The 15386-nt window shown below is 42.3% G+C and carries 11 protein-coding genes; 4 read left to right on the plus strand and 7 right to left on the minus strand.

The annotated features are described in order from the left end of the window. Positions 1-43 precede the first annotated feature (43 nt). The 3 genes from GO816_RS01185 to GO816_RS01195 all read left to right on the plus strand — a co-directional run bounded on the left by GO816_RS01185 (position 44) and on the right by GO816_RS01195 (position 8011). Positions 44-5224 carry a translocation/assembly module TamB domain-containing protein gene (locus GO816_RS01185; RefSeq protein ID WP_157539523.1) on the plus strand — a complete coding sequence of 1727 codons (5181 nt, stop codon included), beginning with the start codon at positions 44-46 and terminating at the stop codon, positions 5222-5224. Then, positions 5221-7488: a translocation and assembly module lipoprotein TamL gene (gene tamL / locus GO816_RS01190; protein ID WP_157539524.1), complete on the plus strand. Its 2268-nt coding sequence runs from the start codon at positions 5221-5223 to the stop codon at positions 7486-7488. Before GO816_RS01185 ends, tamL begins: the two co-directional genes overlap by 4 nt. 100 nt (positions 7489-7588) lie before the next feature. Continuing rightward, positions 7589-8011 (plus strand): retropepsin-like aspartic protease, encoded by a 423-nt coding sequence (locus GO816_RS01195; RefSeq protein ID WP_157539525.1) that lies wholly within the window; start codon positions 7589-7591, stop codon positions 8009-8011. Positions 8012-8091: 80 nt separating this feature from the next. Here GO816_RS01195 and GO816_RS01200 read toward each other — a convergent pair whose 3' ends face one another. After that, positions 8092-9186, minus strand: coding sequence for an AI-2E family transporter (locus GO816_RS01200; RefSeq protein ID WP_157539526.1), 1095 nt, complete (start codon positions 9184-9186; stop codon positions 8092-8094). A 63-nt stretch (positions 9187-9249) separates the two neighbouring features. Beyond that, positions 9250-10125 carry a nucleoside phosphorylase gene (locus GO816_RS01205; protein WP_157539527.1) on the minus strand — a complete coding sequence of 292 codons (876 nt, stop codon included), beginning with the start codon at positions 10123-10125 and terminating at the stop codon, positions 9250-9252. Between the two features lie 110 nt (positions 10126-10235). Between GO816_RS01205 and GO816_RS18665 the strand changes: the two genes are divergently transcribed. Continuing rightward, positions 10236-10412 (plus strand): DUF6496 domain-containing protein, encoded by a 177-nt coding sequence (locus GO816_RS18665; protein ID WP_198171392.1) that lies wholly within the window; start codon positions 10236-10238, stop codon positions 10410-10412. Positions 10413-10473: 61 nt separating this feature from the next. Here GO816_RS18665 and GO816_RS01210 read toward each other — a convergent pair whose 3' ends face one another. The 5 genes from GO816_RS01210 to GO816_RS01230 form a co-directional block, all read right to left on the minus strand. Further along, positions 10474-10992 carry a DUF2911 domain-containing protein gene (locus GO816_RS01210; protein ID WP_157539528.1) on the minus strand — a complete coding sequence of 173 codons (519 nt, stop codon included), beginning with the start codon at positions 10990-10992 and terminating at the stop codon, positions 10474-10476. Between the two features lie 24 nt (positions 10993-11016). Further along, complete coding sequence (locus tag GO816_RS01215; RefSeq protein ID WP_157539529.1) at positions 11017-12000, minus strand: Gfo/Idh/MocA family protein; 984 nt, start codon at positions 11998-12000, stop codon at positions 11017-11019. Further along, the gene (gene mgrA / locus GO816_RS01220; RefSeq protein WP_157539530.1) at positions 12000-12998 is read right to left on the minus strand and encodes an L-glyceraldehyde 3-phosphate reductase; all 999 of its coding nucleotides are present in this window, start codon (positions 12996-12998) and stop codon (positions 12000-12002) included. Before mgrA ends, GO816_RS01215 begins: the two co-directional genes overlap by 1 nt. 125 nt (positions 12999-13123) lie before the next feature. Further along, the gene (locus tag GO816_RS01225) at positions 13124-14431 is read right to left on the minus strand and encodes a bifunctional folylpolyglutamate synthase/dihydrofolate synthase (RefSeq protein ID WP_157539531.1); all 1308 of its coding nucleotides are present in this window, start codon (positions 14429-14431) and stop codon (positions 13124-13126) included. A gap of 129 nt (positions 14432-14560) precedes the next feature. Continuing rightward, complete coding sequence (locus GO816_RS01230; RefSeq protein WP_157539532.1) at positions 14561-15382, minus strand: energy transducer TonB; 822 nt, start codon at positions 15380-15382, stop codon at positions 14561-14563. Between the last annotated feature and the right edge of the window lie 4 nt (positions 15383-15386).

Consider the following 15386-nt stretch of genomic DNA (forward strand, 5'->3'; position numbering starts at 1 on the left):
ATACCATGCACCACACTATTCTTCATCTACTAAATATAATAAATTGGGAAAATTTGGACGTATAGCTTTAAAAACCATTCTATGGATAGTTGCGAGTGTTATATTTCTGGTATTACTTGTAGTAATTCTTATACAGGTGCCCGCTGTACAACAGTTTGCAAAAAACAAAGCCGTTAATTTTTTAGAAGGCAAAATTGGCACCAAGGTAGAAATCGGATACATCACCATTGGCTTCCCTAAAATGCTGGTATTGGAAAAGGTTTACTTTGAAGACCAAAAACGCGACACGCTGATTGCAGGTGATAAGCTGAAGGTTGACATCAGCATGCTTAAATTGCTTAAAAGCCAGGTTGAAGTTAACGAGATAAATCTGCAGGGTATTACGGCTAAGGTTAGCCGTGGTGCCGACAGTACTTTCAACTTCGATTACATTATAAAAGCCTTTGCAAGCGAAAATAAAAAAGAGCCAAAGCCGGAAGATACCACATCTACCCTCAAAATATCACTTGATAAAGTTGTACTCGATAAAATAAACATTGCGTATAAAGATTTAACAACAGGCAACGACGTTAAATTTTTGCTGGGACACTTTGATACACGCATTAAGGATTTTGATTTGGATAAGATGAAGTTCAGCATCCCTAAAATCAATTTATCAGACGTTAATGCGCGCATCATTCAAACTCCTGCGGGTTCATCAGTAGCGCAGGCATCTACGGTTGATACTGCTACTACCCCACTTAGCCTTGATTTAGATTTAGGGACTATTGACGTTAACCGGGTTAAAGTTGATTACCGCACCAACGAAATGAAAGCCAACGTTAACCTCGGCAAATTCTTGGTGGAGATGAATGATATTGATTTAAAAAATCAGCGCGTTGGCGTTAAAAGCATCACACTTAATGATACGAAGGCTGGCTTACGCCTGGCCAAACCACAAACAGTGGTTACCGCAGTGGTTGAAACTGCTAAAAAGATTGATACTTTAGTTACGCCGCCACAAAGCAACAAGCCTTGGTACGCCACCATTGGTAAAATAAGCCTGGCAAATAATGACATTAAGTTTGACAATGATGCACAGGCACCACTGCGCCGCGGATTAGATTTTGGGCACATGGATATTAAAGGCCTGAGTACTGATATAGAAGACCTTTTATACAGCCCCGATACTATTGCCGGTAAGGTAAACCAATTTACCTTTGCTGATAAAAGCGGCTTCAAGCTTAATGAATTCCGCACCGCATTTATGTATGGTGCTAAAAACGCTTACCTTAAAGACCTGTATGTTGAAACACCAAATACAGTTATTCAGCGTAATGTAGAGGTTGCCTATCCTTCAATAGAGGCAATAACCAAAAACATAGGTTTATTAAGTGTTAATGCCAATGTTGATGGTACACGCATTGGCTTGCGTGATGTGTTGCTGCTTATGCCAACAATGGCCTCTATGGAACCATTCCGCAGCACGCCAAACGCATCATTCAGGGTTAACGGCCGTGTAGCCGGTATGGTGAATGATTTGCGCATATCAAACTTTGAAGTTTGGGGCTTGTCAAATACGCACATTAAAACATCGGCCGTATTAAAAGGCATGCCTGATGTTAAAAAGGCTTACTTTGATGTTAACCTTGCCGACTTTACTACCAGCCGACGCGACATTTACCGCTTAGCACCGCGTGGCACCATTCCGCCAAGCGTAAGCATACCCGAGAGAATGAGCCTTAGCGGTAAATTAAAAGGTAGCATGCAAAATTTGACTACTCAGCTTAATTTACGCTCTAGCTATGGAAACTTGTCTGCAGCGGCCAATGTAAAAAACGCTATGGACATGAAGCGTATATCTTACGCTGCTAATGTAAAAGCTATTAACCTCAATGCCGGAGCGCTTACCAAACAGCCTAAAATGGTAGGTCGCCTTACACTAAGTGCCAATGTTAAAGGCGCCGGCGCCGATCCTAAAAATCTTAATGTTGATTTTAGCGCAAACGTTGCAAGCGCACAAATACAAGGCTATAACTACCGCAACCTGGTTGCAAAAGGCAGTGCCCGCAATGGCGCCTATGTAGCCAAAGCCACCATGCGCGACCCCAACATTAACTTCACGCTTGATGCTAAAGCCAACATGAGCAAAAAGTATCCGTCGGTAAATGCAACGCTTTTGGTTGACAGCATAAATTTACAACGCCTCAATTTTGTTAAGGATGATATGCGCTTCCACGGTAAAATTGTTGCTGATTTGCCAACTGCCGACCCTGATTACTTAAATGGCAGTGTTTTACTTACTGATATGCTGTTGGTAAATAAAGGCCAGCGCATACAGTTAGATACAGTTAGCGTTATATCGACAGCTAATGCTGATAGCAGCAGTCTGCGGTTTAAAACACCTTTCTTAACTGCACGCTTAGGTGGCAAGTATAAGCTTACCGAAATTGGCACTGCACTACAGGATAATATAAACAAGTACTTCAATACAGCTTTGGCCGCAGCACCCACTGTTCAAAGCAAGGCAAAGCCGGTTAAGTATTCGCCGCAACAGTTTAGTTTTAACTTAAAAATGGTTAAAACGCCATTAATAACGCAGTTTGTGCCCGATTTAAAGCAGCTTGACCCGGTAATAATAAACGGACGCTTTGATAGTCAGTCGGATTTATTGCTTGTAAATGGCAGCATACCAAAAGTTATTTATGGAACCAATACCATTGATAACGGCAAGCTGAACATTAATACTAATAACAATGCTCTTAATTACGGCCTTACATTTGACCAGGTAAAAGTTGGCGAAAGCTTAAAACTGCTGTACCCTGGCCTAACCGGTAATGCACAAAATGACAAGCTTAACCTTAGCCTGCAAGTGCGCGATGCAGCACGCAAAGAACGCTACCGCATTGCAGGCGTGTTTAGTGTGTTGCCAAATGAATACCAATTCAGCTTTTTACAGGATGGCTTATTGTTAGATTACATGGCTTGGGCGGTAAATCCAAACAATGCATTTCAGTTTGGCAGCAAAGGAATTTTAGCGCGCGATTTTTCAATTACCAATAGCAATCAGGTACTGAGCGTTACCAGCAATCCGCAACAATTAAATGCACCATTAACGGTTAACTTTAACAATTTCCATATTGAAACCCTTACGCGCTTGGCGCAGCAAGACTCATTGTTGGTTGGCGGAACTATAAACGGAAACGCCACGGTAAGCAACCTGCAGGCCTCTCCGGTTTTTGTAGCTGATATGAATGTTGGCGACTTTAACTTTAAAGGTGATACCGTAGGCAACATTGCCATAAAGGTGAATAACCAAACCGCTAACGCTTATGCAGCCAATGTAAACATAACCGGCAAAGGTAACCAGGTTGATCTGACCGGCATGTATTACACTGATACGCCTGAAGGCAGGTTAGACATGAACCTGAATATTGTTAACCTAAGCATGAAAAGCATTGAAGGCTTCAGCTTTGGCAGCATCAGGAGAGCAACCGGTAACATCACCGGCGGATTGAAAATTACCGGCACTGCCTCGGCGCCAAACGTACGCGGCGATGTAAACTTCAACCAGGTAGGCTTCAATGTTTCGATGTTGAATTCATACTTTACTATGCCAAAGGAAAGCATCAGCTTTAACAATGAAGGTATACGGTTTAATGACTTTACCATGGTTGATTCCACCGGTAATAAAGCCGTTATAAGCGGAGCAGTTTACACTAAAACGTATAAAGACTTTAGCTTTGGTTTAGACATTAACGCCAACAACTTCCGTGCGGTAAACTCTACCCGTGCCGATAACAAGTTGTTTTACGGTAAGCTTTACATCGATACACGCGTAAAAATTCGTGGTGATATGGCTAAACCCGTGGTTGATGCAAGCTTGACCGTTGATCCGCAAACAGATATGACCTTCGTGTTGCCAACAACCGACCCAAGCATTGAAGACCGTAAAGGCGTTGTTGAATTCATCGATGCCGATGCACCAAAAATTGATTCAATTTTACTGGCTAAGAGACTTGATTCGCTACGTAAATCAGAACTTACAGGTTTGGACGTTAACGCCACCATCAATGTAAGTAAAGAAGCCAACTTTAACATTGTGATTGATGAGCGCAACGGCGATGTGGTTCACATTAAAGGTGATGCACAGTTGAGCGCGGGTATTGATCCAAGCGGAAAAATTAACTTAACTGGTACGTACACAGTTAACCAAGGTTCTTATGAGCTATCATACGGTCCGGTTAATCGCCTGTTTAGGTTTAAACAGGGAAGCACTATTGTTTGGAACGGCGACCCTACCGATGCTAATGTTGACCTTACTGCTATTTACGTAGCCAACGTACCTCCTATTGACTTAGTCGAAAATCAATCGGGCGGTACTGATGCGCAAAGTACAGTTTACAAGCAAAAGCTTCCTTTCAACGTAAACTTAAACATGCAGAACAAATTGCTTACCCCTAAAATTGGGTTTGACATTGTACTGCCTGACAGCAACTACACTGTATCGCAAACGGTAGTTAATACCGTTAATACTCGCCTTGAGCAAATACGTCGTGACCCTAATGAAATGAACAAGCAGGTACTTGGTGTGCTTGTACTGGGCCATTTTATTGGTGATAATCCTTTACAAAGCCAGGGCGGCAGTGCCGGTGTTGAAGGCACCATACGTAACAGCGTAAGCGGGTTGCTTTCAAACCAGTTAAATAAACTTGCCGGTGATTTAATTGGAGGCGTTGACCTAAACTTTGATTTGCAATCAGGTCAGGATTATTCTACGGGTACCGAGCAAAACCGAACCGATTTAAACGTTGGCTTATCTAAACGCTTCCTTAATGATCGTTTAACAGTTACCGTTGGTAATAACTTTATGCTCGAAGGTAAACAACAGCCAGGCCAGCGTACCACCACCATTGCGGGCAACGTAATGCTTAATTACCGTTTAACTAAAGATGGCCGCTACGCGCTGCGCGCCTACCGCCGCGACCAGTTTATTGTAATACAAGGCCAGGTAATTGAAACAGGTGTTGGCTTCTCATTAAATGTTGACTACAACCGCTTCAAAGAAATCTTCTCAAAAACCAGTCGTGAGGAAAGAGCGCTTATACGTGAACGCAAACGCGAGGAGAAAGAAAAAAAGGAGCAACAAGAACAAAAAGAAAAGGACCAACAACCTGCCGATGAACCTAAAAAAGCAGCAACAGACAGTACCTCAACCGAAAGCATATCCACATTTGAACTATGATTAAAAAATCAGCATATACACTTCTAACAATCACGGTAATTGCAAGCAGTTGCAGTACCACCAAACAATTACCAGCCGGACAAAAGCTGTACACCGGTGCTGATATTAATTTTACGGATAAAGACATATCAAAAAAAGAGCAAAGCCTTATTAAAAGCGATTTACAAAGCTTGTTAAGACCTAAACCAAATGGTAAGATAGGCCCATTCAGATTTAAGTTGTGGGTTTATCAAAAAACACGTACAAACAAAACCAAAGGCTTTAAGCACTGGCTTAACACCAAGTTTGGCGAAGCGCCTGTTTTGGTTAGTGCTGTTGATCTTACACAAAACAGCTCCATACTGCAAAACCGTCTTCAAAACCGGAGTTATTTCCAGGCACAGGTTACTGGCGATACCGTAGGAAAAGAGAAGGTAGCGAAAGCTGTGTATTCTGTTTCGGCCGGACCGTCTTACAAGTACCGTAACATCATATGGCCGTCAGACAGTAAGGATCCGCTTGATACGGCAATTGCCGGCACCTCAGCTCAAACCATTTTGAAAAAGGGTGAGGCTTACAATTTAGATGCTATAAAGGCCGAACGACTGCGTATTGACGCACGGGTGAAAGAAAAAGGCTTTTATTACTTTGCACCCGAGAACCTTATTTTACGTGTAGACAGCACAGTTGGCAACCATGAAATTGATGGCTATGTTAAGGTTAAAGATGAGGTGAGCGAGCGCGCGCGTAGAATTTACACCATTGATAACATATACATTTACCCTGCTTACAGCCTGCGAGATACTTCTTTAAGATTACAGGACAAAATACCTTACAACTGGTATAACGTAATAGACAGCAGACGCCGTCGCACCATACGTCCGTATGTATTTAAAAACACGGTTTTGTTGCGCCCCGGAGAGGTTTATAACCGTACCGATCATACTAATTCATTAAGCAGGTTTGTGGAATTAGGGCCATATAAATTTGTGAAAAACAGGTTTGAAGACGTTTCTGCTGACTCTTCAAAACTGAATGTATTTTACTTCTTGACCCAGTACCCTAAAAAATCATTGTCATTTGATGCGTTGGCACGTACTACATCAGCTAACTTTAATGGTACACAGGTAAACGTAAACTGGCGCCATCGCAATGCTTTTTTAGGTGCCGAAGCGCTCACCATCACGTTATTTGGCAGCACCGACGGACAGATATCAGGAAACGCCGGTGGTGGTAACGCTCTTTACCAATATGGCGCACAAGCTACTTTATCATGGCCGCGCTTCATTAGTCCGTTTAACTTTAAGGCCGATAATGCTTACATACCCCGCACCAATCTAAGTGCAGGTTACTCAATCATTAATCGTTCAGGCTTGTATAATTTGAGCTCAATAAATGGTTCATTTGGTTATAACTGGAAACAAAGTGTGCACAAAAGTCATGAGTTAAACCTGTTGAACGTTACTTATGTAAAACCTACTAACGTAACACAGGAGTATACAGATAGTATTGTTACCACACGTAACCCTACGCTTAAGCACGTTATTGATCCGCAGTTTACATTTGGGCCGAGCTATAGCTATACATATACTAACACTACCGAAACTTATCGTACCAATTCGATTTACTATAATGGCCGCATAAGTACATCGGGTATGTTAACAGGTTTACTTACCGGTGCCGATACTATTGGCGGTAATGCAAAAAAAGTGTTTGGTACCAATTTCAACCAGTACGTAAAACTGGAGAATGAGATTCGTTTCTTTCATAAACTGGGTGTAAAGAGCTCATTTGCGGCACGCTTCATTGCAGGCGTAGGTATACCAATGGGCAATTCAACCATATTACCGTACAGCCAGCAGTTTTTTATTGGCGGTGCTAATAGTTTACGTGGTTTCAGGGCGCGTTCACTGGGCCCGGGCACGGTTGACCCTACCCAATATATTAGCGGTAATACAGGCTTTATTGCCGATCAGTCAGGCGATATTAAACTCGAAGCAAGTATTGAGTACCGTCCGCATTTATTTAGCATAGTATACGGCGCACTATTTGCTGATGCCGGTAACATATGGAATGCACGCGGTCATCAGCCGGGTGGTACTTTCAGCAGCAACTTCCTTAAACAGCTGGCAACCGACGTAGGTTTTGGCTTGCGATTTGATGCCAGCGTGTTAGTGCTACGTACCGATTTTGGTTTCCCGCTTACCAAACCATTTACGCAAAGTAATCCGGCAATTAACTACGATAAAATGGTGTTCAACCTTGCTATAGGTTATCCCTTTTAAGTTTACCTTACAATATACTTAACAAGTCCTTTTGATGTTAAAATCAAAAGGACTTTTGTTTTTAAACCAATTTGTAAACCTATCTCCTACCTTTACAATTATGAAAGTAAACATTCCGCTACAAGTGATTGATATGGAAAGTGACGGCTGCCATTTACTTGCTGATGTTAAAATAGGGCGAAAGAAGTATAAAATTGTACTTGATACCGGCGCATCAAAAACCGTGTTTGATCAAAACACGCTGGCTAACGCTGGTAACGTTGATATTAAGGCCACTAACCGCTTATCGGCAGGGTTGGGTACGGTAACCATGGAATCATTTACAGCTGTAATTGCAGACTTAAAATTAGGCAAGCTAAAGTTAACCGACTTTGAGGTAGCAGTATTGGATCTTTCGAGCATCAACCAGGCTTATTCGCAGCTTAACCATCCGGAGGTTTTAGGCGTGCTTGGAGGCGATATATTGATGAAGTATAAAGCAGTAATTGATTACCAAAAGAAACGGCTAAGGTTGGAATCCTGATTATAAAGTAGACTCAATAAATAAAATGGCCGTTAAGCAAATTGCATAACGGCCATTTTTATCACAGTATAATGTATTTATTACTCTGTCTTCATCTCCTCCTTGGCCTTTCGCTCATACTCATAATCTCCCCCTAAAAGGTACCCCCAAGGCCTGAGCGGACCAACGTGGTCAAAAATTATTTTAAATATAGCTATCACCGGTATTGACAAAAACATACCCGATAACCCCCAAAGCATCTCACCCAATACAATGCCTATGAAAGTTATTAAGGCATTCAACCTCACCTTTGAGCCAACAACCATTGGCAGTACTACGTTTGCATCAATAGCGTGTATTGCTACCACCACAATAGCTACAATAATTGCTTTGGTTATAGCGCCTGTAGCAAACGTAATTAGAGTGCTTAGCAACAAGGCCGAGAAGATACCCACATAAGGTATGATATTAAAAAGCGCAGTTATAATACCTAATAGTATGGCGTATTTAACGCCAATTATCCAAAACGCTACGCAGGTTAATATAGCAACGATCACCATCTCCAACAAAAGGCCTACAATATACTGACGTAATATACGCTGCACATTCTCTACAATAGTGTGTACCACCGGTGTTGCTTCTTCGTCAAACACAAATAAAATAAAACGGAACAACAATCTACGGTACAGCAGAATCAAGAATGTAAACAAGATGATGAAGATGTAAAACAACAGCAATGACGATACAGCTCCGAAGGTGGTACCTAAAACTGAGGTTCCTGAGGCAACAATTTTGTCGGCGGTATCATTCACATAAACCATTTGCTTTTCGGCATTGATATGGAAAGTACGCTGTATCCACAGCTGTACATCTACCGCCGATTTGCTGATCTGTTCTTTAAGTAAAGGCCAGTCATGCGCAAGATTGGTTATTTGCGTACCAACCAGGTACATAATTCCGGTTACAAATAGCACCATAAGTAAAATAGCTGCAAAAGCTGCCATACTACGCGGCATTCTACATTTTTGTTCAAAAAAGTTAGATAGCGGAAGTAAAAGAATTGCAAACAGGAACCCGAATAAAAGCGGATCAAGTAACTCTTTTCCTAAAATAATAAGAAAACCAAGTGCCATTAGCCCAATGAGGACCAAGGCAAACTTTACGTAAAAAGGCAACGATATGGATTTGTTGAACATAGGTGATGTGCGGCAACTAATTAGCTCATAAACACAGGTTGTTATGATATGTTTCGGCTTGTACTATAAGTAGTTTACAACCCTGTCGAGTACATTGGTAATGCAGTTTTGCATTACATGGTATGGTTGTTTACTAAATTGGTGTTTTACTCGGTTGGCCAGTATAACATTGAAAGAAATAGCCTGATGGCCTAAGTTTGATGCTAAGCCGTAAATGCCTGCCGTTTCCATCTCCAGGTTGGTAATGCGTTGATTGTTATGCTCAAACTTTTCAATAACGGAAAGTAGTTGTGGAGTCGATGATTTACAACGCACCTGCCTTCCCTGCGGCGTATAAAAACCGGGCGCAGTAATTGTGATTCCATGAGGCAAATCATGCGCAATGGTGTTAATCAACTTTGCACCGGCCGAAGCTACGTAAGGATGTAACTGGTAATGCTTGGGCAAACTACTTTTAAAGGCAGTTAATAAACCGGCTTCATCTGCAGTAAGCTCATGATCGCAATAATGCATTAAAGGATCAAGCCCTATGGCAGCTGCCGACACCAAAACCGTGTCAACTTCTATATCAGCCTGCACAGCACCAGATGTGCCAATGCGTATAATATTAAGGCTTCGAAGGTTTTTGTTTACCTGCCGTGTTTGCAGGTTGATATTAACTATGGCATCAAGTTCATTTAATACTATATCAACGTTATCGGTACCAATACCGGTTGATATTACCGTTATACGCTTTTTACCTATGTAGCCTGTATGCGTTAAAAACTCCCGCTTACCTTTTTTGAGTTCAATATGATCGAAATGCTTACTAACCTCTCCTACTCTGTCCTGATCGCCAACGGTAATCACTGTATCTGCAACCTCATCAGCCAGCAGATTAATATGGTATAGGCTGCCATCCTCATTCAATATCAGGTCGGTTTCTGAAATGTATTCCATAACTACAAATTTATAAAGCGTATAGCCGTTTGCTGGTCATTAACCTCTTTAGTGCTTAAACTAATCAAGCTGCAATTTGTAGATAAATTATAAAACTAATTAAACAAATTATGGCAAAATATTCGTTAAAGGCACAGGAAAAGGTAGGTGAAACTGTGCACGAAATGAAAGAAGGAAAATTGAAAACCGGCACCGGCAAAAAAGTAACCAGCAAAAAGCGGGCGGTTGCCATAGGCCTGTCAGAAGCACGTAAAGAAGGAGCGAAAATTTCTAAAAAGCAGGATTGATATTTAAACAAGAACAGCCACATTTTTATGTGGCTGTTTTTGTTTAAATATATTGATGAACTTATTTAACCATAAACGCCACTAACTTATCACCCCACGAAAAATGAACTTTTCCGGCAGGCTCAATGGCAAATTTCAGTCTTTCCACAAACTCTTTGGTTTTTGCAGCTTTAACGGTTATACGCAAAACATCATCACCTTCTTCGTATTTGGTTCCCCAGTTTTTAACGCCTTTATTAAAAATTACGGTCCATTCTTTTTCACCAGGTATTGAGTATAATGCATACTGACCAGCGGGCAATGCCTTACCTTCAATCTTAACATCTTTACTGAAAGAGATTGTTGTAGCATTATTTGCACCTGTACGCCAAACTTTACCGTAAGGCGCTATGTCTGTACCTATGGTACGGCCCTTAACAGCAGGCTGGCTATAGGCCACTTCAATGGCAACGCCTGCTTTGGTTGTTGCTTTTACAGTATCAGGCGGACTTGCAGGTACTTTTTTTGCCTGTTGTGCCGATGCCGTGAAGGCAGTTAAAATTAAACCGGTTACGGCAAATAGTTTAAATAATTGTTTCATGGTGTTGTATGTTAAAATTTGTGATTATGTATTTATTTTGGTTGCAAAGGCATCAATTATCTTCATTAACGTAACAGCCTCATCAATAGTACATGGGTTAGCCTCCACGCCGTTTAAATAGTTCACCATGCTTTCAATCATAGGTAACTGAATATTTTCAGGATGCTCGAAGGTGAATACTTCCTGGCCCGATTCCGTTTTAAGTGTAACCTTGTCACCAAAAACCGGAAAACTGATTTTGCCTTCGTTGCCTATTATTTCACAAAGGTCTGAATTCTCGGTTTCGGCAACATTAAAACACCACGATCCATTCAACACTACATTGTTTTCAAACACAACAGATCCGCAAACATGATCATCAGCATCAGTGGCTTGTGCCTGGTTAAGACTAAAGCCGGAGTAGTGCACAGGGTTGCCAAAAAAGTAAAGCATCAAATCTAACTGGTGGGGTGATAAATCATGAAAGTACCCTCCACCCGATACATTGGGTTGCGTACGCCAGTTAGGTGCGCCTTTTGTTACCAGTGCTGGTTTACGGCTTTGCCACAAGCGTAATTGCACGGTGCGTACACTGCCAATACGGTTTTGTTGCAAAAGCTCCTTAACCTTTAAAAACATGGGTAAACGGCGCCGGTAGTGCGCAACTATGAGTTGCCCGTTATATTGCTTTACGGCATCAGCCAGTTGTTGTGCCCCATGAGCGTTCATGGTTACCGGCTTCTCTACGTAAACAGGTAATCCTTTTTGCAATGCAGCTATAGCATAACTCAGATGTGATGAGGGCGGCGTAGCAACATACACTGCGTTTACTTCATCATCATTAAACAAGTCATCGGCGTTGGCGTACCATTTACTAACGTTGTGGCGCATTGCATAATCGGCTGCTTTGGTTGCATCGCGGCGCATAACGGCAACCAGCTTGCTGCCCGGTACTTTATTAAACGCCGGACCGCTCTTTTTTTCGGTTACATCGCCGCAACCAATTATTCCCCAGTTAATGGTTTGCATCAAGGTTTGTATTGTAATATTGTTTCTATTCTGTTCAGTTCATCAGGTGTGAAGGTGGTATTCTCCAAACACTTTAGTGAGTCGGCCAGTTGCTCGGGCTTACTGGCACCTATAAGTACTGAGGTTACCCGTGCATCATTCATTAACCAGGCTAGTGCCATTTGGGCGAGCGTTTGGCCACGGTTAAGCGCTATCTCGTTCAGTTGTTTAATTTGCTCAACCTTCTCACTTGTAATTTGCTCCGTTTGCAGGTGTCCGCTTGATTTTGCAGCTCTTGAATCTTGAGGTATACCATGCAAATACTTGTTAGTTAGCATACCCTGCGCAAGCGGTGAAAAAGGGATACAACCCACACCCTCCTGTTCAAGTACATCAAGTAAACCGCCTTCAACCCAACGCTCAAACATGGAGTATTTGGGTTGATGAATAAGGCATGGCGTACCTAAGTCTTTTAATATGCTGATGGCTTTTCTAGCCTCTTCGGCCTTGTAATTTGATAAACCTATATATAGAGCCTTACCTCGCCTTACCAGTAAATCAAGCGCAGCCATGGTCTCTTCCAAAGGGGTTTCCGGGTCGGGTCTGTGATGATAAAATATATCTACATACTCCAGGCCCATACGTTTTAAACTTTGGTTTAAGCTGGCAACCAAATACTTTTTTGAGCCCCAGTTGCCATACGGTCCCGGCCACATATCATAACCGGCCTTACTTGATATAATAAGCTCGTCGCGGTGAGCAGCAAAATCTTTTTTAAGTAAATGCCCGAAGTTTTCTTCAGCAGAACCATAAGGCGGCCCGTAGTTGTTAGCTAAATCAAAATGGGTTATGCCGCTATCAAACGCCAGGCGCAAAATGCTGCGGTAGTTTTCAAAAACATCAACGCCGCCAAAGTTATGCCACAGGCCCAGCGATAGAGCGGGTAATAAAATACCGCTGTTGCCACAACGGCGATAAGGCATGCCCTGATAACGATTAGGTGATGGTAGATAGGTCATTGGTAGTTATTTTAGTTGATGGTTAATGATTCACAGAAAAACATATCAGGAAACTGCTTTTTTTTGATTTTCAGAGCTACTATGAACTACGGACTATCAACTATGAACACCTCTTTCCAAATATATTAAACTATTTCGGCCACTACAAAGGTGCTGCCACCTGCAAATACCAAATCTTTTTCGGTTGCCGCTTCCTGTGCTGCTTTCAATGCCAATGGCACTGATGAATAACTGCTACCCCTCAAACCCATAGCTTCAGCCTGCTCTTTTAACAATGCAGCATCTAACCCTCGGGGCATATCGGGTTTACAAAAATAATAGGTGGCATTTTGTGGCAACATACTTAGCACCTTGGTAATATCCTTATCGTTCACCATACCTATTATAAAATGCAGGCGTTCATACTTAACTGCCGAAATGTCTTTTAATACTTCGGCAATACCATCGGGATTATGCCCGGTATCGCATATTGTTAGCGGTTTTGTGCTGAGGGTGTACCAGCGGCCCTGTAAGCCGGTAAGCGCGTTTACCTGCTTTAAGGCGCTGGCAACATGCTCATCAGAAATCAAAAATCCTTGCTCGCGCAATTCATCTACTGCCGAAAGTACGTTACAAACATTTTTAAGCTGATAAGTTCCTGTAAGATCGAGTTGCAGGCGGTAAATATTTGCCGGGAGATTGACACGCTGCACAACTATCGAAGCTAAATTTTTTTTTTGTACATTTTCAGCCACCTGGTCATCTCTGCTCACATTCCATTGTTGGGATGCAAAAGCAATGGCTGCATCTTGCTCTTTCGCCTTATTCAAGAATACGTCTGCTACTTCGGGCTGGTACTCTCCTATAATAACAGGTGTATGGGGCTTAATTATGCCTGCTTTTTGCGTGGCAATTTCAGGCAAGGTATTGCCCAGCATATTCATGTGATCCCAACCAATGTTGGTGATAATTGATAATAGCGGACTGATGATATTTGTAGAATCGAGCACACCGCCCAAACCAACTTCAATAATAGCAATATCAACTTTATGACGTGCAAAGCAGTCGAAGGCCAATGCAACCGTCATTTCAAAAAATGATGGTTCTATTTGCTCGAAAGCCTGTTTGTTTTGCTCAACAAAGCTTACCACCTCTTCCTCACTAATCATTTGTCCGTTTATACGCACCCGTTCCCTAAAATCTTTTAGATGCGGCGACGTATACAAACCTGTTTTATAACCTGCCGTTTGCAGCACGGCAGCCAGCATGTGCGAAGTTGAGCCTTTACCATTGGTACCGCCAATATGTACACTTTTGAACTTTTGTTGCGGATTATCAAGTCGCTCGCAAAGCGCAATAGTATTGGTTAAGTCTTTTTTAAATGCAGAAGCACCCACGCGGGTAAACATGGGTAGTTGATTATAAAGATAGTCGAGGGTTTCCTGATAAGTCATTTTCTTCGTGGCATTGCCAGCAGTTGTATGCAGTATTGAAAAATGCGTTAAGTTATAAAGTTTAAGGCAGAGTTTTTAAGGATAGTATTAACTGCGCTTAAGAAAATGGAACAGTAGATAAAAAGCTTATTACTGTACTTTGAATACAAAAACTACCGTACCCTGCTGCATATCGGGAGCGTTTTCGAGTTGATTAAGGCGTGAGCGTTTGACTGCTTCTTCGCATTTCTCTATCAAATTTTGGTCGGTTATGGTTGTGCCGCGGGCACCACCACGTGCGTAAGTTACGTTGCCGTCCTTATCAACCCTGATGTCAACCACTACCTTGCCGGTATGACGGCCGTCATCAGTAACTGCGGGCTTACTTATAAAATTACGTTGCGGCATACCGGTTAAGTTACCACCATTACCTGAGCCTGTTCCGTTATAGTTGTTTGTGAGCGTTGTACCTGTGGTTTTGCCCTGGTTGCCCGGGGTTGATCCGTTGCCATCGCCCTCGCCGGTACCATTATTCGTTTTACCTTTATACAAGGCATTTTGATTAACGGTTGGCTTTGGTGTTTCTTTAGTGGGTTGCTGCTGTGTGGCTACCGCTTGCGTTGGTTTTTTATCGTTGCTTATTTCAGGCGCATCCTCAGTGTTTTGAGTTACTACCTGCTTACTGGCATCTTCTGTTGGCGTTACCTGCTCAGTTGGAGGTGCGGTGGTTACCTTATCGGGCTTTTGGCCGTTGGCTTGTTCGGCAACTGATGGTTCTTCGGTGCTCATGTAATCGTCACCTATACCTTCATCTACAGTCCCGTAGTTTACGAGTATACCGCCGGTGCCGTCTTCCTGCTTTTCAGGATGCTGAAAGACAATAAAATAGCTCAAGCCAATTAGCATAGCCAGTATAACACCGGTTGCTAAAAAGGCTTTAGGATAATTATTCTCTTCCTTACGGTAATCCATATGT

Source organism: Mucilaginibacter aquatilis, assembly GCF_009755275.1.
In the GTDB taxonomy this organism is placed as follows: Bacteria; Bacteroidota; Bacteroidia; order Sphingobacteriales; family Sphingobacteriaceae; genus Mucilaginibacter; species Mucilaginibacter aquatilis.

Coding starts and splice junctions, on each gene's coding strand:
- tamL (WP_157539524.1), top strand. CDS start 5,221: ATGATTAAAAAATCAGCATATACACTTCTAACAATCACGGTAATTGCA.
- GO816_RS01195 (WP_157539525.1), top strand. CDS start 7,589: ATGAAAGTAAACATTCCGCTACAAGTGATTGATATGGAAAGTGACGGC.
- GO816_RS01200 (WP_157539526.1), bottom strand. CDS start 9,186: ATGTTCAACAAATCCATATCGTTGCCTTTTTACGTAAAGTTTGCCTTG.
- GO816_RS01205 (WP_157539527.1), bottom strand. CDS start 10,125: ATGGAATACATTTCAGAAACCGACCTGATATTGAATGAGGATGGCAGC.
- GO816_RS18665 (WP_198171392.1), top strand. CDS start 10,236: ATGGCAAAATATTCGTTAAAGGCACAGGAAAAGGTAGGTGAAACTGTG.
- GO816_RS01210 (WP_157539528.1), bottom strand. CDS start 10,992: ATGAAACAATTATTTAAACTATTTGCCGTAACCGGTTTAATTTTAACT.
- GO816_RS01215 (WP_157539529.1), bottom strand. CDS start 12,000: ATGCAAACCATTAACTGGGGAATAATTGGTTGCGGCGATGTAACCGAA.
- mgrA (WP_157539530.1), bottom strand. CDS start 12,998: ATGACCTATCTACCATCACCTAATCGTTATCAGGGCATGCCTTATCGC.
- GO816_RS01225 (WP_157539531.1), bottom strand. CDS start 14,431: ATGACTTATCAGGAAACCCTCGACTATCTTTATAATCAACTACCCATG.
- GO816_RS01230 (WP_157539532.1), bottom strand. CDS start 15,382: ATGGATTACCGTAAGGAAGAGAATAATTATCCTAAAGCCTTTTTAGCA.